Source organism: Marinobacter sp. CP1, from assembly GCF_001266795.1.
Classification (GTDB): Bacteria; Pseudomonadota; Gammaproteobacteria; order Pseudomonadales; family Oleiphilaceae; genus Marinobacter; species Marinobacter flavimaris.
Genome location: NZ_CP011929.1, coordinates 758,419 through 776,239 on the forward strand (window position 1 = coordinate 758,419; position 17,821 = coordinate 776,239).

At 58.4% G+C, this 17,821-nt stretch carries 19 protein-coding genes; 9 read left to right on the forward strand and 10 right to left on the reverse strand.

Annotated elements, in window-relative coordinates; translation table 11 throughout:
- Positions 1-28 precede the first annotated feature (28 nt).
- Together ACP86_RS03530 and ACP86_RS03535 are read left to right on the forward strand one after the other, a co-directional pair.
- Positions 29-1,699 carry a GMC family oxidoreductase gene (locus ACP86_RS03530; protein WP_053112776.1) on the forward strand — a complete coding sequence of 557 codons (1,671 nt, stop codon included), beginning with the start codon at positions 29-31 and terminating at the stop codon, positions 1,697-1,699.
- A 90-nt stretch (positions 1,700-1,789) separates the two neighbouring features.
- Positions 1,790-2,410 carry a LysE family translocator gene (locus ACP86_RS03535; protein ID WP_053112777.1) on the forward strand — a complete coding sequence of 207 codons (621 nt, stop codon included), beginning with the start codon at positions 1,790-1,792 and terminating at the stop codon, positions 2,408-2,410.
- A 5-nt stretch (positions 2,411-2,415) separates the two neighbouring features.
- Here the strand turns inward: ACP86_RS03535 and ACP86_RS03540 are convergent, their stop codons facing one another.
- Positions 2,416-3,087, reverse strand: coding sequence for an NAD(P)H-binding protein (locus tag ACP86_RS03540; protein WP_008173867.1), 672 nt, complete (start codon positions 3,085-3,087; stop codon positions 2,416-2,418).
- 137 nt (positions 3,088-3,224) lie between these two features.
- Between ACP86_RS03540 and ACP86_RS03545 the strand changes: the two genes are divergently transcribed.
- Both ACP86_RS03545 and ACP86_RS03550 read left to right on the forward strand, forming a co-directional pair.
- Complete coding sequence (locus tag ACP86_RS03545; protein ID WP_053112778.1) at positions 3,225-4,016, forward strand: M48 family metallopeptidase; 792 nt, start codon at positions 3,225-3,227, stop codon at positions 4,014-4,016.
- Positions 4,017-4,085: 69 nt separating this feature from the next.
- The gene (locus tag ACP86_RS03550; RefSeq protein ID WP_008173864.1) at positions 4,086-4,598 is read left to right on the forward strand and encodes a DUF2244 domain-containing protein; all 513 of its coding nucleotides are present in this window, start codon (positions 4,086-4,088) and stop codon (positions 4,596-4,598) included.
- A 23-nt stretch (positions 4,599-4,621) separates the two neighbouring features.
- Here the strand turns inward: ACP86_RS03550 and ACP86_RS03555 are convergent, their stop codons facing one another.
- Both ACP86_RS03555 and ACP86_RS03560 read right to left on the reverse strand, forming a co-directional pair.
- The gene (locus ACP86_RS03555; RefSeq protein ID WP_053112779.1) at positions 4,622-5,404 is read right to left on the reverse strand and encodes a substrate-binding periplasmic protein; all 783 of its coding nucleotides are present in this window, start codon (positions 5,402-5,404) and stop codon (positions 4,622-4,624) included.
- Between the two features lie 211 nt (positions 5,405-5,615).
- Positions 5,616-6,524, reverse strand: a complete 909-nt coding sequence (locus ACP86_RS03560) for a diacylglycerol/lipid kinase family protein (RefSeq protein ID WP_053112780.1) — start codon at positions 6,522-6,524, stop codon at positions 5,616-5,618.
- Positions 6,525-6,603: 79 nt separating this feature from the next.
- Here ACP86_RS03560 and ACP86_RS03565 point away from each other — a divergent pair, with 79 nt between their 5' ends.
- Positions 6,604-7,494, forward strand: coding sequence for a haloalkane dehalogenase (locus ACP86_RS03565; RefSeq protein WP_053112781.1), 891 nt, complete (start codon positions 6,604-6,606; stop codon positions 7,492-7,494).
- A gap of 26 nt (positions 7,495-7,520) precedes the next feature.
- Here the strand turns inward: ACP86_RS03565 and rarD are convergent, their stop codons facing one another.
- The 5 genes from rarD to ACP86_RS03590 form a co-directional block, all read right to left on the reverse strand.
- A complete protein-coding gene (rarD, locus tag ACP86_RS03570) occupies positions 7,521-8,411 on the reverse strand; it encodes an EamA family transporter RarD (protein ID WP_053112782.1) in 891 nt (296 codons plus the stop codon).
- A gap of 26 nt (positions 8,412-8,437) precedes the next feature.
- Positions 8,438-9,325, reverse strand: coding sequence for a DMT family transporter (locus ACP86_RS03575; protein WP_053112783.1), 888 nt, complete (start codon positions 9,323-9,325; stop codon positions 8,438-8,440).
- Between the two features lie 103 nt (positions 9,326-9,428).
- Positions 9,429-11,624, reverse strand: a complete 2,196-nt coding sequence (locus tag ACP86_RS03580; protein ID WP_053112784.1) for a hypothetical protein — start codon at positions 11,622-11,624, stop codon at positions 9,429-9,431.
- Positions 11,621-12,355 (reverse strand): TVP38/TMEM64 family protein, encoded by a 735-nt coding sequence (locus ACP86_RS03585; RefSeq protein WP_008173851.1) that lies wholly within the window; start codon positions 12,353-12,355, stop codon positions 11,621-11,623. The genes ACP86_RS03580 and ACP86_RS03585 overlap by 4 nt, the downstream gene beginning before the upstream one ends.
- Before the next feature lie 59 nt (positions 12,356-12,414).
- Positions 12,415-12,654 (reverse strand): TIGR02647 family protein, encoded by a 240-nt coding sequence (locus tag ACP86_RS03590; RefSeq protein WP_008173849.1) that lies wholly within the window; start codon positions 12,652-12,654, stop codon positions 12,415-12,417.
- 55 nt (positions 12,655-12,709) lie between these two features.
- On the opposite strand from ACP86_RS03590, the gene ACP86_RS03595 reads away from it, so the two are divergent.
- Together ACP86_RS03595 and ACP86_RS03600 are read left to right on the forward strand one after the other, a co-directional pair.
- Positions 12,710-13,408: a pseudouridine synthase gene (locus ACP86_RS03595; RefSeq protein WP_008173846.1), complete on the forward strand. Its 699-nt coding sequence runs from the start codon at positions 12,710-12,712 to the stop codon at positions 13,406-13,408.
- A 77-nt stretch (positions 13,409-13,485) separates the two neighbouring features.
- Positions 13,486-14,835: a dicarboxylate/amino acid:cation symporter gene (locus tag ACP86_RS03600; RefSeq protein ID WP_053112785.1), complete on the forward strand. Its 1,350-nt coding sequence runs from the start codon at positions 13,486-13,488 to the stop codon at positions 14,833-14,835.
- Between the two features lie 35 nt (positions 14,836-14,870).
- Here the strand turns inward: ACP86_RS03600 and ACP86_RS03605 are convergent, their stop codons facing one another.
- Together ACP86_RS03605 and ACP86_RS03610 are read right to left on the reverse strand one after the other, a co-directional pair.
- Complete coding sequence (locus ACP86_RS03605; protein WP_053112786.1) at positions 14,871-15,347, reverse strand: hypothetical protein; 477 nt, start codon at positions 15,345-15,347, stop codon at positions 14,871-14,873.
- Positions 15,348-15,425: 78 nt separating this feature from the next.
- Positions 15,426-15,950, reverse strand: coding sequence for a shikimate kinase (locus ACP86_RS03610; RefSeq protein ID WP_053112787.1), 525 nt, complete (start codon positions 15,948-15,950; stop codon positions 15,426-15,428).
- 179 nt (positions 15,951-16,129) lie between these two features.
- On the opposite strand from ACP86_RS03610, the gene ACP86_RS03615 reads away from it, so the two are divergent.
- The gene (locus tag ACP86_RS03615; protein WP_014577951.1) at positions 16,130-16,831 is read left to right on the forward strand and encodes a lytic transglycosylase domain-containing protein; all 702 of its coding nucleotides are present in this window, start codon (positions 16,130-16,132) and stop codon (positions 16,829-16,831) included.
- Positions 16,832-16,854: 23 nt separating this feature from the next.
- Complete coding sequence (locus ACP86_RS03620; protein WP_014577952.1) at positions 16,855-17,787, forward strand: LysR family transcriptional regulator; 933 nt, start codon at positions 16,855-16,857, stop codon at positions 17,785-17,787.
- The last annotated feature ends 34 nt before the right edge of the window (positions 17,788-17,821 follow it).

Sequence of the window (17,821 nt, forward strand, 5' to 3'; positions counted from 1 at the left end):
CTAGAAAACCAGCAGCGGAGAAAACGCCATGTCCGACAACAACAATGCGACGGGACATCAGGAGTTCGATTACATCATTATCGGCGCCGGCACTGCCGGCTGCCTGCTGGCCAACCGGCTGAGCGCAAACCCGGAGAATCGGGTGCTACTGATCGAGGCTGGCGGACGGGATAACTACCACTGGATTCATATCCCGGTGGGCTACCTGTACTGCATCGACAATCCGCGAACAGACTGGCGTTTCCGTACCGAGCCCGATCCTGGCCTGAACGGCCGATCCCTCATCTACCCCCGCGGCAAGACTCTGGGAGGCTGCTCCAGCATCAACGGAATGCTCTATATTCGTGGCCAGGCCCGGGATTACCAGCAGTGGGCCGAAATTACCGGCGAGGACGCCTGGAACTGGGACAACTGTCTTCCCGATTTCATGCGCCATGAAGATCACTACCGCCTTGATGAAGGCGGCGATGCCGATCCGGAGCACCGCAAGTACCACGGTCACGGCGGGGAATGGCGTGTGGAGCATCAGCGCCTGAAGTGGAAAGTGCTGGAGGACTTTGCCACTGCCTGCGTCGAGGCGGGCATACCCCGGACCCGGGATTTCAACCGCGGCGACAACGAGGGCGTGGATTACTTTGAGGTGAACCAGCGCTCCGGCTGGCGCTGGAATACGTCCAAAGCGTTCCTGAGGAACGCGGAAAAGCGTTCCAACCTGACCCTATGGCACTCAACCCATGTATTAGGGCTCGAGACAGAAAACGCCGGTTCCGGGCCTCGCTGTGTCGGCGTTCGGGTCGAGCGGTCTGGCGGCGATGACGTTATCGCCCGGGCAAAACGGGAAGTTATCCTGTCCGCTGGCGCCATTGGCTCCCCGCAATTGCTCCAACTCTCGGGCATTGGTCCCGCCGACCTCCTCAAGGAACACGGCATTGATGTAGTTGCCGACCTGCCCGGCGTTGGCGAGAACCTCCAGGATCACCTGCAGATCCGGTCTGTGTACAAGGTGAAAGGGGTCACAACGCTGAACACCATGGCTAACTCCCTGATCGGCAAGGCCAGGATCGGCCTGGAATACCTGCTTACACGCTCGGGGCCGATGAGTATGGCGCCCTCACAGCTGTGTCTGTTTACCCGCAGTTCCGAGGAATACGATTACGCCAACATCGAATACCATGTGCAGCCCCTTAGCCTGGACGCTTTCGGGCAGCCGCTTCACAATTTCCCGGCCATCACTGCCAGCGTTTGCAATCTGAACCCCACCAGCCGGGGTTCGGTGCGCATCCGCAGCAACGATCCAAAACAGGCACCGGCGATATCCCCCAATTACCTGAGCACGCCGGAAGACCGGAAAGTTGCTGCAGACTCTTTGCGGGTGACGCGCCGTATTGCCGAACAGCCTGCCTTCATGCAGTACGAGCCGGAGGAATTCAAACCAGGACTTGAGTACCAGACCGACGACGAGCTGGCGAAGCTGGCGGGCGACATCGGCACCACGATCTTTCACCCGGTGGGCACTACCCGTATGGGGCGAGCCGATGATGAACAGGCAGTAGTGGACCCACACCTGAGGGTCCGGGGTGTGGCGGGATTGCGCGTGGTGGATGCCGGGATAATGCCCACGATCACCAGCGGCAACACCAATTCGCCAACCCTGATGATTGCCGAGAAGGCCGCCAGGTGGATTCTGGCGGGTGATTGAGCATTGAACTGATTGCAGTTTCCAGGTTTTTACCGGCGGACAGGCTGCTAGAATCGGCAGCCTGTTTCAATTGCAAAGGACTGACCCACCATGACGCTTGCAACCTGGCTGACCGTGGTCACCATCTGCATTCTGGGCGCTATGTCCCCGGGACCCTCGCTGGCACTGGTGCTCAAGCAGACGCTCACCGGTGGTCGGCGCAACGGCATCATCACCGCTCTTAGCCATGGCATCGGTGTCGGCATCTATGCCTTTCTGAGCATCCTCGGGCTCGCCGCCATCATCACCGCCTCGCCAACGTCGTTTTCAATTCTGCAATGGGGCGGCGCCCTGTACCTGGCCTGGCTGGGCGTGAAAGGACTGATGGCAAAGCGGCAGGCGGATGACGAACTGCCCGAGCCGCCCACCACCAAAAGTGCGGCCCGTGACGGTTTTCTGATTGCCTTCTTCAACCCGAAAATCGCGGTATTCTTCCTGGCCCTGTTCAGTCAGGTGGTGGGCACCGACACCAGCCTGATGGCCAAGTTCGGCTATGCCGCAACCGCCCTTGTCATTGATACCAGCTGGTACCTGATCGTTGCCTGGCTGTTCTCCAACCCGAAATGGCTGACCCTGCTCAGACAGAAAGCCGTGTGGTTCGAGCGTATCTTCGGGGCCATTCTCATTGGCCTGGCCGGCCGTCTGGTTGTCGGCATTCTGAACGGGAAATAACCGGCTCAGCCCGCCAGCTGGACAATCTCATCGTACTCGCGCGTCTGGACCACCTGCTCGGCAGCAGGCTCTGAGGCCAGCCTACACGCCTCATTGACCATGGCATTGGCCACCGTTTGCGCCTCGATGCCGCGGTACTTATCCAGGGGACCGATCAGCAGACGGTTCACCAGTGGCATCGCTTTTATGCCCAGGGCCTCGGCGGTGCGCTGTTCTTTGCGATCGCCCAACAACAGACTCGGGTGATAGATGGACAGGTAGGGATAGTCGAGATCTCTCAGGGCGTCTTCAAGCTCGCCCTTTACCCGGTTATAGAAAATAGTCGACGACGACGAGGCTCCAATCGCAGACATCAGGATGAACGCTCGTACTCCACGGGAGCGACCCAGCTCACCCGCTTTCATCGGGTAGCCCAGATCCACCTTCCGGAACTGATCCTGTGAGCCCGCTTTTTTGATGGTGGTGCCCAGGCAGCAGATAATCACATCCACATCGAACAGTTCGGCGTGATCCTCCAAGCGATCGAAATCGACTTCATGCTGTGCCAGTTTGTCATGCAGCGTCGGCAGTTTGTGCCTCACCAGCGCCACCACCTGCGAAACTTCCTCCCTTCCCAGCAAACCCTGTAGCACTTTGCCACCAGTCAGGCCGGTAGCGCCCAGCAACATCACCCTCATAACCGTCTTTCCCCCATAACCGACTTACCATCCTACCAAAGACCCGCAACAAACGCTGACAGGATGGCGTAAGTCTCCCCGACCGCGGATACTAACGATAAAATCAGAGTTTTACTTTACGGGTAACGGAGACCTGCTTGAAATCGCTTTTGCTTATCCTCGTGACTGTCACCTTCCTGACCGGCTGCCAGGAATCCCCCACTGGTCGGAACCGGCTGGCTCTGGTACCCGATGCCGTTCTGGCTGATATGGGCCAGGAAAGCTTCGCGCAGATAAAGCAGCAAAATGCCGTAATCACAAGGCCTGACATCAACCGCTTAGTGCAGTGCATTACGGAGGCCCTGGTCAGCGCCGCCCACACCCGATATCCGGACGCTCCAATGCCACAGTCCTGGGAGATTGCCGTCTTTGAAAATGCCACTCCCAACGCTTTTGCCCTCCCCGGAGGCAAGATCGGCGTGCATTCAGGGCTACTTGAACTGGCCGAAAACCAGGCCCAACTGGCCACGGTCATTGGTCATGAAATAGCCCATGTTCTTGCCGACCACGGCAATGAACGCCTGACCCAGGAACTGGGCCTGCAAGCAGGAATGCTGCTGGTGGGCCTGTTCACCGAAAGTGAAATTGCGGAGAACCAGATACAGCAGGCTCTGGGCATTGGCGCCCAACTGGGTATTACGCTGCCGTTCAGTCGTGCCCATGAGGAGGAGGCCGATTTGATGGGCCTGGAAATCATGGCCCGGGCCGGTTTTGAACCGGGCCAGAGTGTCAGGCTTTGGCAGAACATGGCGCAGGCTTCGGGCGCACAACCGCTGGAATTTCTGTCCACCCATCCGAATCACGACACCCGCATTGCCTCCCTGCAAAATCAGCTGGAGACTGCCCGCTCGGTTTTCGAAACGGTTCCTCCAGCCAACTGTCAGATCTGATCAAGTCGCACTCACCGTATAATTGACTATCATCAAGTCTAGCGGCGCGTTAAAACTGAGGCAGATTCCATGGTGGAACGCTTGCCACATCCGGATGGTTTCCGGCTGGTCCTGACACCCAACCGTTCCCTCAGCTGGCATGGCAATGTCCGGATCTGGGCCGCCCTGTTCGTGCTTTCAGCCCTTATCGCAACGGGCTTTACGCTTATGGGCGCCTGGGTGATTATTCCGTTTGCCGGGCTGGAGCTGATTGCGCTCGCTTGCGGCATCTACCTGACCTCGCGGGAGTGCCAGCGGCAGGAGGTGCTGTCCATCGACGATGAGGACATTCATCTGGAGAAAGGCAGAAAGCGCAAGCAGGCCGAGTGGACCCTTCCCACCCGTTATGCGCGGCTCAGGGTTGCCTCACCGCCGCACCCGTTCACACCGGCGAAGCTCTCTCTGACCCATCGGGATACCGAAGTATCAATTGGCGGCTTCCTGAACATCGAGGATACCGAAAAGCTCATTGGCATGCTTGAGAAGAACGGGTTGCTGATCGAACGCAAAGAGCCCGATCCGCAGATCGGGCTCTGGTTCTGAAAATTCCGCCCATCCCTGATTGCTTATTCGTAGCTGGCAGCGATTCTTTCGATCTCTCCAGCCTCACGAGCCTCGTCCAGAGCCTGCTGGAGATCCTCGATCACAGCCGGATCGGTATTGTTGCTGAATGCCAGATACATGGGCGTCTCCCGGAATACCAGCACCGGCTGCAGCCCGGTGATACCGTGCTCTTCCTCTGCCATCAGGGGGCCCACCAGGCCGTCGGTAACCCACAGGTCGGCCTGGCCGAGGGTAAGGCGACGAGTGTTCACATCACCTGAAACCCCCATCACCACGTTGAATCCCTGATCAACCAGGTACTCGGACATCACATCGCCCTTGTACCCGGCGATTCTCAGGTCTTTGGCTTCTTCCAGGGAGTCCAGAGTGATATCGGAGTCTGGCGCGGCGAACAACGTCCACTTGATTGATGCCAGAGGACCTACCCATTGAAACTGATCTTCCCGCTCGTCGGTGCGCGCGGTGCAGAACAGACCATGATTTTCGCGATCCTGTACCCAGTTGTAGGCGTAACTCCAGTCCCGCATTTTCATCACGTAGTCATAGTCGACCCGGGACAGCATCGCCTTGACCATATCCGCACAGATGCCGGTTATGTCGTCTTCATTGTGGGCGAACCCTTTTCCGGTTTCAGAGGCATTATAGGGAGGGTAGTTTTCCGTAAAGATATACAGGCGCTCGGCCGCAAGGACCGGGAGGCCAATGGCCGACAGGGTCAACGCGATGAGGCCGGTTTTAATGCCTGTGATTAACTTCGAGGAGACCGGTGCAGTTTCTGTGGGCATTCTCTAGTCCTTTTCGACGATTCAGCTGGAACGGAAGCCAGGCGGCCGCATTGAGTGGCCATAAACCAGGGACATGATTGCAAAAGCGACATACTGGCATTTAATGTCAGCCTTTCTGGTTGATTATGCCAGCAAAACCCATGATTGCGCTTCCTGCGGAAAAAGTCAGTGACAAAACGTATCTGGAAAACCTGCCATCTTTCTGTGGAGCTCAGGTGCCACCAGAGATAACGTCTCCTGCGTCACCGTCGGCAGTGCTGACAATCCTGTCACCAATCACGCGCAGGCAGCCGCTCTTGCAGACTACGTTGAGAGGCGTTCTGGAGACCACATCCCCGTCGGCCGTAACGGTCTTAGGTTTGCCGGTGTGTACCAGGCAGCGTTGGCTCCTGATATGGACCAGCGTACTGGTGCGCCGAGGAGTTTGCCGGTTCAGGCGAACCATCAGAAACGTGAACAAAAGCTGAAGAATGGGGCGTGGCCGGACCGCGACAATAGCCAGCTGGCCATCGCTGACGGATGCCTCGGGAATCTCGTTGCCACCGCCAAAAAAAGCGCCATTGGCCACCGCGATGGAAAGCCACCGGCCCTTCACGACGCCCCGATCGCAACGGATGGTTGCCCTGAAGCCTCGCTTCGCATTCAGCCGGCGTAATAATTCGACCACATAGCTGAAGCGCCCGAAGAGCTTTTTTTCGGTACTGCGGGATTCTCGTGCAGGGAGGGTTCCCATGCCGACATGGGCAACGTTCAAAAACATACCGTCACCATAATCCGCGACATCCACCATTTGCGTTCGGCCGCTGGCAATCAACTTACACAGCGCTCCCGGCTGGTGGGGAAGCCCCAGATTCCGGGCAAAGTCGTTGGCTGTACCAGACGGCAGGACAGCAAGGGTGGCCCCCTTCTCCCGGCAAACGGCGGCGGCCCGGCTTACCGAACCGTCTCCGCCCGCGACTATAAGCGTGTCCCGGTCGTCGAGCCTGGTGCTCCAGTCGGATTCCTCAAAGTCACGGCATAGAGGATCGTGGATACCGGCAGTTGCCAGGTGCTCCAGCCAGAAGTCCCGGCCTCGCTCACCATCGCCAGCACCGGAATTGCATATCAGCCAATAAGCCATGGCGCTTGTCTCTACTCCCCTGCTCCATCACAATCCTTTAGACCATTCCCTCACAATAATGAACAACAAGGCAAGCTCGATGGATTTTGTCAGAACCCCGGAAAAACGCTTTGAACGACTCCTGGATTACCCGTTTGAGCCCCACTACGTGGAGGTGGACGGGCTGCGTATGCACTACGTGGATGAAGGGCCGGCCGACGCAAGTCCCGTTCTGATGATGCATGGCGAACCTTCCTGGTCCTACCTCTACCGGCATATGATTCCGATCTGCGCGGCGGCCGGCCACCGGGTTATCGCCCCGGATCTGATCGGTTTCGGCAAGTCCGACAAACCCACGTCCCTTGACGACTATTCCTTCCAGCAGCACATGGACTGGATGCAGTCGTTCCTCGATCAGCTCGGACTCACCAACATCACTCTGGTATGCCAGGATTGGGGCTCATTGCTGGGGCTGCGGCTGGCGGCGGAGAATCCGGAACGGTTCCGGGCCATTGTGGTGGGCAACGGCATGTTACCTACCGGCGATCAGACAGCCCCGCCGGCCTTCAAGATCTGGAAGAATTTTGCCCTGCACAGTCCCTGGTTTCCCATTGCACGGATCATCAACACCGGCTCTTTCCGCAAGCTGGGCCCCGATGAAATGCGGGCCTACGACGCGCCCTTCCCTGGCAAAAAGTACAAAGCCGGCGCCCGGGCCTTCCCCAGACTGGTGCCGATGCACCCGGACGATCCCGCCAGTGAGGCTAACCGGAACGCCTGGAAAGTGCTCGAACGTTGGGAAAAGCCGTTTCTGACCACCTTCAGCAATGGCGATCCGATCACTCGGGGCGGCGACGCCTATATGCAGAAGCGGATTCCAGGTGCAAAAGACCAGCCCCACGTAACCCTCAAGGGCGGTCATTTTCTTCAGGAAGATTCACCCGTGCCCTTCGCCCGGGCCATCAATGATCTGCTCGCGACACTCTCCTGAGCGGTGTAGTCCTGAGGGTGGCAAACTCAATCCTGGCCCACCGGCACCCGCGGCCGGTAGTGCCAGGAAGACCAGCTGTACAGGCCCAGTGCAATCCAGATCACCACAAAGCTCGTCAGTTGGGCATCACTCAAAGGCTCGCCGAACACGAGCAGGGCAATAAAGAACTGCAGGGTGGGATTGATGTACATCAGGAAGCCGACGGTCGCCAACCGCAGGCGCCGGGCGGCACCGGCAAAAAGTAGCAGCGGAATGGCTGTCACAATGCCGCTGGCCATCAGCAGGCTGCCAATGTAGGCACTGTCGGCGAAGTGCGACATTCCCTCGCTCGCCAGCCATCCAAAGGTCAGCAGGCCGACCGGCAACAGCAGCATGGTTTCAACGAACAGGCCGGAAAGCCCATCGAGCACCACCTGTTTTCGAACGAGGCCATAAGTACCGAAACTCATGGCAAGGGCGAGTGAAATCCACGGCAGTTCACCAAGCATCGCAAGCTGGATCAGAATACCAACGCCTGCGAGCATCACCGCAGCCATCTGCCACGGCCCCATGCGTTCGCGAAGCACGAGCATGCCCAGGGCGACATTCACCAGTGGCGTCAGGAAATAGCCCAGGCTGGCCTGGAGAACATGGCGGGTTTCCACGGAATAAATGTAGATGCCCCAGTTGGCGGCAATGAGCAGCGCACAGGCAAGAACGCGCCAGAGCTGCTTCGGATTCGCCAATGCCGCTCTCACAGCAGGCCAGCGACGGAGGCCACTTATGACCACAGCGAGAAAAACACAGGACCAGATGATCCGGTGAATCAAGATTTCAAAGGCCGGCACACCCTCAAACAGGGCAAAGAACAGAGGAAAACAGCCCCAGATCGTGTAGGCACTCAGGCCATACCAGACCCCTTTGGTCGCATCCGTCATGTATTAGCCACTCCCGGACACCCTTCCTAGGCTGGTTTTTTCTGGGTGGCAACCAGAGCCACACCAACGATAGCGACGAGCCCGCCTGTCATTGCCAGTCCTCCAAGGCGCTCATCGAACAGCAGATACGCTTCCAGCGCGGTAACCGGAGGCACCAGGTAGAACAGACTGGCCACCTGGGAAGCAGCACCCTGGCGTATCAGCCACATCAGAAGAAGGACGGCGCCGGTGGATAACCCAATCACAAGCCAGGCCATGGACAACTGCAACTGCAGGCTCCACTCAACCTCGCGGGTTTCGAGGGCGAAGGCTCCAATGGCAAACAGGGCGGCCGCTGCCGCAAATTGGATCAGCGTGCCGGCCACCAGATCCGCGCTGGCGCCGAAGCGCTTCTGGTAGACCGTGCCCATGGAAATTCCAGCGAGGGCAAAACCCGCCCAAAGCAGGCTCCAGGGAGAAAAGCCGGAGGCCTGACCACTCATACCGAACTTCTCGAGGAGGACAAGCGCGACACCGACCAGCCCCAGTATAAGTCCAATCCACTGACGTCCGCTGACTGTTTCCTTGAGGATTGCCACCGCCGCCGCAGCCGTCACCAGGGGTTGCAGCCCCACAATCAGGGAAACAATTCCGGACGCCATGCCATCCTGAATCGCGTAGTAGACACCGCCCAGATAGCAGCCATGCACCAACATCCCGGTAACCGCAAGGTGTCCGGCACCTCGCCAGCCCGGCCAGCGGGTTTTCATGACCCAGGCCAAGGCTCCAAGCACCACCAGTGTCAGCAGCATGCGGATCAGCAGCAGCGTAAACGGCTCCGCAAAGGGCAGACCGTACTTGGCCCCGATAAAACCAGTACTCCACAGCCAGACGAACAGCGCGGGCACGAAAAACGAGTAAAACAGTGAGCGCATGAAACTCAACCGGATTCGATGTATTTGTCAGTCAGCTTACTTTATAAGTTAGCAGGCAAACAAAACAGATACAGAAATCCGGTTTCGTGACCAGTACAGTTTGTCAGGCACGGGTCTCCGGCAGCCTTACTTCGATAGCCGGCTCGGAATCGTGCCAGTTACCCTCCCAGGTGACTTCGGGTGCTGCGCCCGGCCGGGGCGTAATGGTGACGGACACGGATCCGAAACTGGTCGGTGCCGGCCCGAAGCGGATTGGTTTGTCCTGCTCCAGCCACCGGGGAGGGATACCAGCTCCGAGAATGAGACGATCTCCCTCCTCCCGGACAAAGCAGTTGCGGACCATCAACACCCACTCGGCCGACGCCCAGACATGGTGACCATCGCCCATACAGCCGCCCTCGGTCGCCGGATGTATGGCTTCCGGCCATTGCCCGGTGGGCGATGCCAGGCCAGCCACCGCATCCACCAGATCCAGGAATCGAGCATCGCCCGCACGCAGGAGAACCTGAGCCACGTGCAGGGTGAGGTAGGCGTTAAGACCCGAGTGAATCATGTCCTGATAGAACGCCCCTTTCACAAAGCATTTTTCGAGCAGGAATTCGGCACAGTCCAGCAACCTGGGATCATCCGGCTCACACAGCTGGGTCGGATAACCCATCGCCAGTGAGCCTATGGCGCCCGCATCCAGGCGGCGATAGGGCGAGGCCGGCATTCCCGGTCGCTTGAGTCGCTGCTCGCAGGTTGCCAGACTGCGATCAACGGTCTGGCTGAACTCTTGGGCACCGGCGCCAAAATGCTCGCTGGTTTCCCGGTCAATCGGGGCAAACAGTGATTCGGCGGCCTTCAGGCCGGCGATGCCCCAGAAGTCGTCCCAGTAGTAATAATCATTGGGCCCCAGGTGTTCGGCGCTGAATCCGGCGGGCAAAAGGCCAGCGTGAGGCCCTTCGATATTTTCACTCAGGCGTTTATTCTCGATCCAGCGAGCGCCCTTGCGCACCGGCTCCTGCCACTCCGGGTGTAGAGGTCGACCAGTAAGCTCATGGAACCGCCTCAGAATCCAGAGCACTTCTCCATTGGCATCCCATTCCCCTTCCTGGGAGCGGAAATAGCCGTTTTTCAGTTGCCGCGCCGGGAACTGGTAGAGCGCCCGCTCAGCGCGATCTGTCAGACCTGCACAGAGCAAGGCATGGATAATGAACGCGGCATCGCGAAACCAGAAACGCTTGTAGGTATAGGGCCCGGGGTACACATCTTCCGGAGAGTGCAGCACCAGGGAATTCAGGGCGGCGTCATAGAGGAACTGCCAGTTTTCGTCGGGGCACTCCAGGCGGGCATGGCCATGAAGGGCGGCCGCCCAGCCGTCAGAGCGAATAACTGGCGCCGACTCATCCTGCAGCGGCACCCTGAGCCTGAGCTCCGACTCCTCACCTGCTTCGACCCGGAACAGGGCCGCTGCGGTGACCATGCCGACGTCGCACTGCCCTTCGCACTGGTCTTCCTTGTCCTGCAGATGAATCCGAACATCACCCTCGCGATAGTTCGACACATGATGACGCTCTGCCGGGCGACTGAAAAACACCGCCTGCTTGCCATCTATGGTCCAGGCGTCTCTCTGCTCGGACAGCCGGACCTTGTTGATAAAGCTGATTCCTTCAGGATTGGCGGGGCGCAAGGATATGACCAGAGAGCCGGAAGTCTCGGCCCGGGCCTTCACGACCATTTCGCAAACCGCCCGGCCGTTTTCGACTACCACCCGGGAACGACTGGTCAGGGCCAGCCCGTCCAGTTCGGACTCTGTGACCACGCAGGGACCACCCTCAAGTTCCTGGCGTTGCCGGGCCGTTTTGCAACGAGAGGGCAGAAGGCACCGGCCATTGTCCGCCAGCAGCCACGCATCCAGTGACCAGCCGTCATGGAACGGTGTCAGCAACCCCCGGGGATCCACCACGGGCAACTCATCCACATCCGGCTGGCCGATGGCCGTCCAGTTACGGTTACTGAGATTGATGTGGGTAATCGAGAATGCCCGGGGAATGAAGGCAATGTCTTCGGGGTCGAACTGGCGCTCCACCCAGTAAGGCCAGACCCAATCGAGGTTGTGCTGGATGACCCGACTGTTGATCAGCCCCCGCGCATGGAAAACCACGCCGGCCCGGAGCAGTTCGATGGGCTCGCCGACTTCCGAAGGCTGGGCAAAACTGTGAAGTTTCCCGAGCAGCGCGATCGGATCGAGGAAACCATGGCGGTGGGCCACGCGTTTTACCAGGTAACGCCAGGGCAGCCACTTCATCCAGCTCATTCGTTTGCCTCCTGTTCTGTTGGCTCAGTCTCGACCTTGTAACGGGCGAGTGCCCGCCGGGCGAGACGATTGAGAAACACCACGGCCATTACCGTGCCTACGAAACCGGCACCGTAAATGGCCCACTCCAGGGGTGAACGGCCGGTTTCCCGCACACCCAGAGTTGACAGGTCGGCGGCAAGCGAGCCGAGATACACGTTATGCAGGGAAAAGGGAATCACACCGAAAAAGGTGCCGACAACGAAACCGCCAAACGAGAAGTTGGTGAGACCGAACAGAAAATTGGACAGCTTGCCGGGGAAGAAAGGGATCAGACGGGTCAGGAGTACGATTTTCCAGCCGTGAGGCGCCATTTCGTTGCTGACGACAGACAATCGCGCGCGGCTGCGAATGTACACACGGGCGTGCTCACCAAGAAAATGCCGGGCAACCAGAAAGGCAATGGCCGAGCCCAACGTAGTGCCCACCACCACGTAGGCTGTGCCTTCCAACACGCCGAACACGAAACCCGCTCCGGTGGTCAACAACACCCCGGGCAGAAGCAGCACCATGGCCAGCACCATGATGCCGACAAAGAGGAGAGCCGCCCAGGCCCCCTGGGTATCAAACCAGCGCAGAAGCTCAACGACCTGCTGATGCACACCGAAGGCGTAAAGCAGACCGACTATCAGCCCAACGGCGGCAATGCTCCCGCCCATCCAGAGGACGGGCGACTTCTTCCAGTTGCTCATGGCCTCACCCTAACGCGGGAGGGCACCGGGTCTCAAAGGCCGGACAGGTCATCCGCGCTTTATGAGCTACTGAGAATCGACTGGAGCTTCTGGGTCAGATCCACTGCCTCTGCCCCCAACGGCGTGAGGTAGCCGCCATCTTTCTGGCTGATCAGCCCCTTGGCATGCAGGTTTTCGGCGGCCTTCACAGTTTCCGGAGCCGCCGAATGGGCATGAACCTTGAGCCCTTCCTGAGTCGAGGTGGAAGGAAATTGGCCCAGCAAATTGAGTTCGGCAAGGTGATCAACAGAGAATGGCATGGCATTTCCTCGTATTATTATCGGGGGTTTACATTCAGCATAGCCGATTCACACCATGAAGCTTTCACGAATTCTCAGCAACCGGAATGACATCAGTCGCCGTCAGGCCAATTTTCTGATTGCTTCCGGTCGGGTGGCCGTAAATGACGTCACCTGCCGCGATGCTGCTGCCGAGGTGGATCGGTTTTCATGCGTACGGATGGACGGCGATATCATTCAAGAGGCTGAAGCCTGCCATTACCTCATGCTCCACAAACCTGCAGGTTTTCTGAGTGCAACGCTCGACGACACCCATCGGACCGTGATGGAGCTGATCTCGCCAGAACTGCGCGAGGATCTGCACATTGCCGGACGACTCGACCGCGCCAGCACGGGCCTGCTGATTCTCACCAATGATGGCCGCTGGTCACGCCAGCTTACCGAGCCCCGAATCAAGATCCCGAAAGTCTACCGGGTCAGCACCGCCTATCCGATTTCTCCAGAGACCCCTCATCGATTCGCGGAGGGCATCTGGTTTGAGTTCGAGCAACTCACCACCTCACCTGCTGACCTGGATCTTCTGAGCCCCTGTGAAGCCAGAGTGACCATTTACGAAGGCCGTTACCATCAGGTGAAGCGCATGTTCCATGCCGTCGGTAATCGCGTAACGGCCCTGCATCGGGAACGGATGGGAAATATCCTGTTGGACGATGACCTGGCGGCCGGCGAATACCGCTCACTGACTGCCGAAGAAATCAACCTGATGCCGGATTGATCTGCCTCACAAACGCAGAGCCAGCATGGGCTATGCTTTCAGGGTAGCTCCAACAGAAACAGGGAAGATTCAAGGCAATGCCAAACCAGACGAGCGATTTTTACCCACGGCCACTGCGTCATCTCAGCAGCTACCTCTCGGGGCTGGTGCAGGGAAAGCTCTGGCTGAAGGTGCTCATTGGCATGTTCCTCGGGTTGATTACAGGCACGCTCCTGGGACCGTCGGTGGGACTCGTGGAACCGGAAACCGGGACGTTGATCGGTAACTGGCTGGCTTTCCCGGGGCAACTGTTTCTGGCCACCATCCAGATGATCGTAATCCCCCTGGTAATTGCCTCGGTGGTTCGCGGGCTCGCCGCCAGCGAAGACCTTGAACAGTTGCGAAAGCTGGGCCTGAGGGTAACCGGCTTTTTCGTAATCACGACGGCCATGGCAGCATCGATAGGTCTCTGGATCGGCGACCTGATCAACCCCGGCAGAATGATGGCAGGGCTCGGCACTCCCGTTGAGGCCGGGGAAAACAGTGTGCCTGTTGCCTCCATGCCGGGTGTGGATGAGCTGCCCAAGACCCTGATCGGGCTGCTACCGGGCAACCCGCTCGATGCCATGGTTGAAGGCCAGATGCTCCAGGTGGTGATCTTCTCCATCATTGTCGGCATTGCCCTGGTGAGCATGGCCCCGGAAAAATCCAGGCCCATGCTGGACCTGCTCGATTCCCTCCAGCAAATCTGCATGACGGTCGTACGCTGGGCAATGCGCCTTGCCCCCATTGCCGTGTTCGGCCTGATGGCCCAACTCACAACCACCCTGGGATTCCGGGCAATGCTGGGCATGGCATCTTACGTCGCAACCGTCATTGCGGGCTTGCTGGTACTTCTGGGCGTTTACATGCTGATCCTGAAGCTGCTCGCCGGCCAATCCCCCGTCCGGTTCCTGAAAGACACCCGGGATGTGCTGTTGCTGGCCTTTTCCACATCCAGCTCGGCGGCCATCATGCCGCTCTCCATAAGAACCGCCGAAGACAAGCTCGGTGTCCGGCCGTCGGTTTCCCAGTTCGTGATTCCCCTGGGCGCCACCATCAACATGAACGGCACGGCACTCTACCAGGCCGTTGCTACCATCTTTCTTGCACAGGTCTACGGCATTGATCTCAGCATGGGCAGTATGGCGCTCGTGGTCGCCATGGCTGTGGGCGCGTCCATCGGCTCACCGGCCACGCCCGGGGTAGGCATCGTGATCCTTGCCATGGTGCTGCAAACCGTGGGCATCCCTCCCAGCGGCATCGCACTGATCATGGGCGTGGATCGAATCCTGGATATGTGCCGGACGGCCATCAACGTGACGGGCGACCTGGTGACCTGCCGGCTGATGGAGAATCTAGCGGGAAAGAGACTGCCGCCCGAACCAGTACCGGAAGAAACGTCTTGATCGGGCGGAGTTGACTTGACCAGCGCGGGGCCAGCTCAGATGCTGTCGGAGCGTTTTTCCGAGTCCTGCAACTCCTCCTCGGTGTTGTTCCATTGCTCTGAAAGCGCTTCATAGGCATCGGAAAATCCCTTTCGAGCCTTCTCCCAGGCGGATGCCGAGCTGTCTTTCAGTTCCTGATACCAGTTTTGGACACGAGCCCTCTGTTCTCGCAACGACTCGAGGCTCTTCTGGGACCGCTCTCGGGCGGTATCGCTCATATCGTCCCAGTTTTTCGAGAGTTGTTGCTCAAGCTCCTGGATGCGTTTATCCAGGGCCGACAATGTTTTGTTGATCGAATCCTCGGCCTGCTCTTTCTGATCAGAACCATACTCCTGAAGCGCCTCACCCAACTCACCGGTTTCCTGCTTAAGCGACTCCACGGAAGAATCCTCGGGTGATGTTTCAGCCAGAGCCGTTCCTGAAAACAGTCCAGCAAAAACGATCGCAAGTGCGTAAGTCCAGTTCTTCATCATTAAGTCCTCCCAACACATCATGGGACTGTAGCAGCGAGGTCTGTCTGGATGCACCTTAACTTGAGCTAATACTGAAGTTCAGTATTGCGGCGAAATAAGGCTCTCGACCACCGCCTCACAGACCTGATCCTGATTGAGACCCTCCCCTTTCACCGTCACGTCCGCATACCGGGAATACAGTTCAAAACGCTCTTCGAACAGGGCGTCCAAAGATTGATCCGGCCTCCGGGAAATGCCCCGCATGCTGTGATCGCCGATTCGCTCGATAACCAGTTCAAGCGGGATGTCGAGAAACACGACGGTGCCGTTGCTTTTGAGATGTTCCATGGCACGTTCACTGAAGACGGCGCTGCCTCCCGTGCTGATAACCTTGTGCCGGACATCCAGTTTGAGAAGCACCTGTTCTTCTATTCGACGCAGGGCTATGTAGCCATCCTGGTCTACAATTGCCTGGAGAGTACGACCGGCTTCTTCCTGAATGAGCAAATCGGTATCGACAAACCCGAAACCCAGACGTTTGGCCAGCAGCACACCCACCGTGCTCTTGCCGCTGCCGGGCATGCCGATGAGAACGAGGTTGCGTGTGTCGGTCGGGTTAACCATGATGCTCTGGAGGGACCTCTCCATAGAATGAGAACTGGCCGGCATTAAACGCAGAACGTAACATTTTTACGACACAGCGCGCGCTTTATTCCGACCCGCAAGCCCGTATAATTCAGCCAACGGCGGTATTCAAAGAATACCTGAAGCCGGCCACAGACGGCATCTTTCGCGAGTGAGTAATGAACATCGGCAGATCTCTTCTGATCCCATCCATCGCAGCTCTTGTGCTTGCCCTGTCCGCATCCGCCCTGGCGGACGGCATCAAGCGTATCGTGCACCCGGATGGCACCGTCGAATTCACCAACGTAAAAAGTGCCAGCCAGCCCAGAGCCTCCAGCGGTAACGACACCGTCTACCGCTATACGGATGACAACGGCGTGGTTGCTTATAGCAGTATTCAGCCGGCTGCTGCCGAGTTCGACGTTATCCGTTTCCACTGCTACGCCTGCGACCCTGAATCCAGCGTCGACTGGCGCAAAACGCCGCTGTTCACCAAACCCTTCAATTCAGAAATCCAGACCGCGGCACAGGAGTTCGGGGTTGATCCCGCGCTGGTCCGCGCTGTAATTCACGCCGAATCGGCATTCAATGAAAAAGCCCTCTCCCCGGTGGGAGCCCAGGGGCTGATGCAACTCATGCCCGGCACGGCTGAAGAACTGGGTGTACGGAACGCGTTGGCGGCTGCCGAGAATATCCGTGGCGGGGTGCATTATCTGGCCAAGATGCTCGACCGGTTCAATGGTGACATCCGGCTGGCCACCGCCGCCTACAACGCGGGGCCTGGCGCCGTCAGTCGATACCAGGGGGTACCGCCCTACGCCGAAACAAAGGCCTATGTCGAAAGGGTTGGCATCCTTCACGAGCGCTACGCCGCTCTGTAGGCCCCTCAGAGGTCCGATAACCAATGAATTTCAAGCGTCTGGAGACCTTCATCTGGGTTGCAACGCTTGGCAGCTTCCGCAAGGCCGCCGAGCACCAGCACACCACCCAGCCAGCCATTTCAAACCGAATTGCCGCGCTTGAAGACGAGCTTGGCGTCAGGCTGTTCGAGCGGGAATCCGGGCACAGCAAGCTTACGAGCAAGGGGCAGGAGCTGCTGCCCTATGCCGAGAAAATTGTCTTCATGGCCCAGCAGCTGCGCAAGCGCGCAGACCGGGGGGCGTCGCTCTCCGGCATTCTCAGGCTCGGGGTCTCCGAAACAATTGTGCACTCCTGGCTGCCGCGTTTTTTCCGGGAACTGCACGAAACGGCCCCCAATCTGGATGTGGAAATTACCGTGGATGTCTCCGGCAACCTCCGATCCGGTTTGCTGGACCGGAGCCTCGATCTGGCCTTCCTGATGGGGCCCGTATCTGAGCCGAAAATTGAAAACCGCGCGCTTTGCAGTTTCCCACTGATCTGGGTCGCCAGTCCCGAGCTCAACCTCCCGGATCGGCTCCTGGCTCTCAAGGAGCTGGCCGAATGGCCCATCATTACTTATGCCAGGAACACCAAACCCTTTGCTGAAATCAGCCAGAAATTCAGCGAGATGGATGAACTCCCTGCCCGTTTCTATTCCTCAAGTTCGCTGGCAGCCTGCCGGCAATTGACCCTGGATGGCATTGGTATCTCTACGCTTCCGCTGAGCGTGATCAAGCATGAACTGGAAAGCGGTCGTCTGGTCCAGCTCAACACCTCGTGGACGCCCTCCGAGCTCGCCTTCACCGCGTCTTATTCCGGTGCCCCTTTCAACCCGATTGCCGAACTCGCAGCAAACCTTGGTGTGATGGTTTCTGACGAATACGACCGGACAACACATCACGAAAACTTATCGCCAGACCTAAAAAACGATAATTAGACTTTTTCACCAGCCGGTATACCCTGAAATTTAG

Bases quoted from the DNA above. Each gene is read 5' to 3' on its own strand.
- ACP86_RS03600 (WP_053112785.1), top strand. From the start codon at position 13,486: ATGCCAAACCAGACGAGCGATTTTTACCCACGGCCACTGCGTCATCTC.
- ACP86_RS03595 (WP_008173846.1), top strand. From the start codon at position 12,710: ATGAAGCTTTCACGAATTCTCAGCAACCGGAATGACATCAGTCGCCGT.
- ACP86_RS03530 (WP_053112776.1), top strand. From the start codon at position 29: ATGTCCGACAACAACAATGCGACGGGACATCAGGAGTTCGATTACATC.
- ACP86_RS03620 (WP_014577952.1), top strand. From the start codon at position 16,855: ATGAATTTCAAGCGTCTGGAGACCTTCATCTGGGTTGCAACGCTTGGC.
- ACP86_RS03535 (WP_053112777.1), top strand. From the start codon at position 1,790: ATGACGCTTGCAACCTGGCTGACCGTGGTCACCATCTGCATTCTGGGC.
- ACP86_RS03615 (WP_014577951.1), top strand. From the start codon at position 16,130: ATGAACATCGGCAGATCTCTTCTGATCCCATCCATCGCAGCTCTTGTG.
- ACP86_RS03575 (WP_053112783.1), bottom strand. From the start codon at position 9,325: ATGCGCTCACTGTTTTACTCGTTTTTCGTGCCCGCGCTGTTCGTCTGG.
- ACP86_RS03580 (WP_053112784.1), bottom strand. From the start codon at position 11,624: ATGAGCTGGATGAAGTGGCTGCCCTGGCGTTACCTGGTAAAACGCGTG.
- ACP86_RS03555 (WP_053112779.1), bottom strand. From the start codon at position 5,404: ATGCCCACAGAAACTGCACCGGTCTCCTCGAAGTTAATCACAGGCATT.
- ACP86_RS03605 (WP_053112786.1), bottom strand. From the start codon at position 15,347: ATGATGAAGAACTGGACTTACGCACTTGCGATCGTTTTTGCTGGACTG.
- rarD (WP_053112782.1), bottom strand. From the start codon at position 8,411: ATGACGGATGCGACCAAAGGGGTCTGGTATGGCCTGAGTGCCTACACG.
- ACP86_RS03565 (WP_053112781.1), top strand. From the start codon at position 6,604: ATGGATTTTGTCAGAACCCCGGAAAAACGCTTTGAACGACTCCTGGAT.
- ACP86_RS03585 (WP_008173851.1), bottom strand. From the start codon at position 12,355: ATGAGCAACTGGAAGAAGTCGCCCGTCCTCTGGATGGGCGGGAGCATT.
- ACP86_RS03540 (WP_008173867.1), bottom strand. From the start codon at position 3,087: ATGAGGGTGATGTTGCTGGGCGCTACCGGCCTGACTGGTGGCAAAGTG.
- ACP86_RS03550 (WP_008173864.1), top strand. From the start codon at position 4,086: ATGGTGGAACGCTTGCCACATCCGGATGGTTTCCGGCTGGTCCTGACA.
- ACP86_RS03560 (WP_053112780.1), bottom strand. From the start codon at position 6,524: ATGGCTTATTGGCTGATATGCAATTCCGGTGCTGGCGATGGTGAGCGA.
- ACP86_RS03590 (WP_008173849.1), bottom strand. From the start codon at position 12,654: ATGCCATTCTCTGTTGATCACCTTGCCGAACTCAATTTGCTGGGCCAA.
- ACP86_RS03610 (WP_053112787.1), bottom strand. From the start codon at position 15,950: ATGGTTAACCCGACCGACACACGCAACCTCGTTCTCATCGGCATGCCC.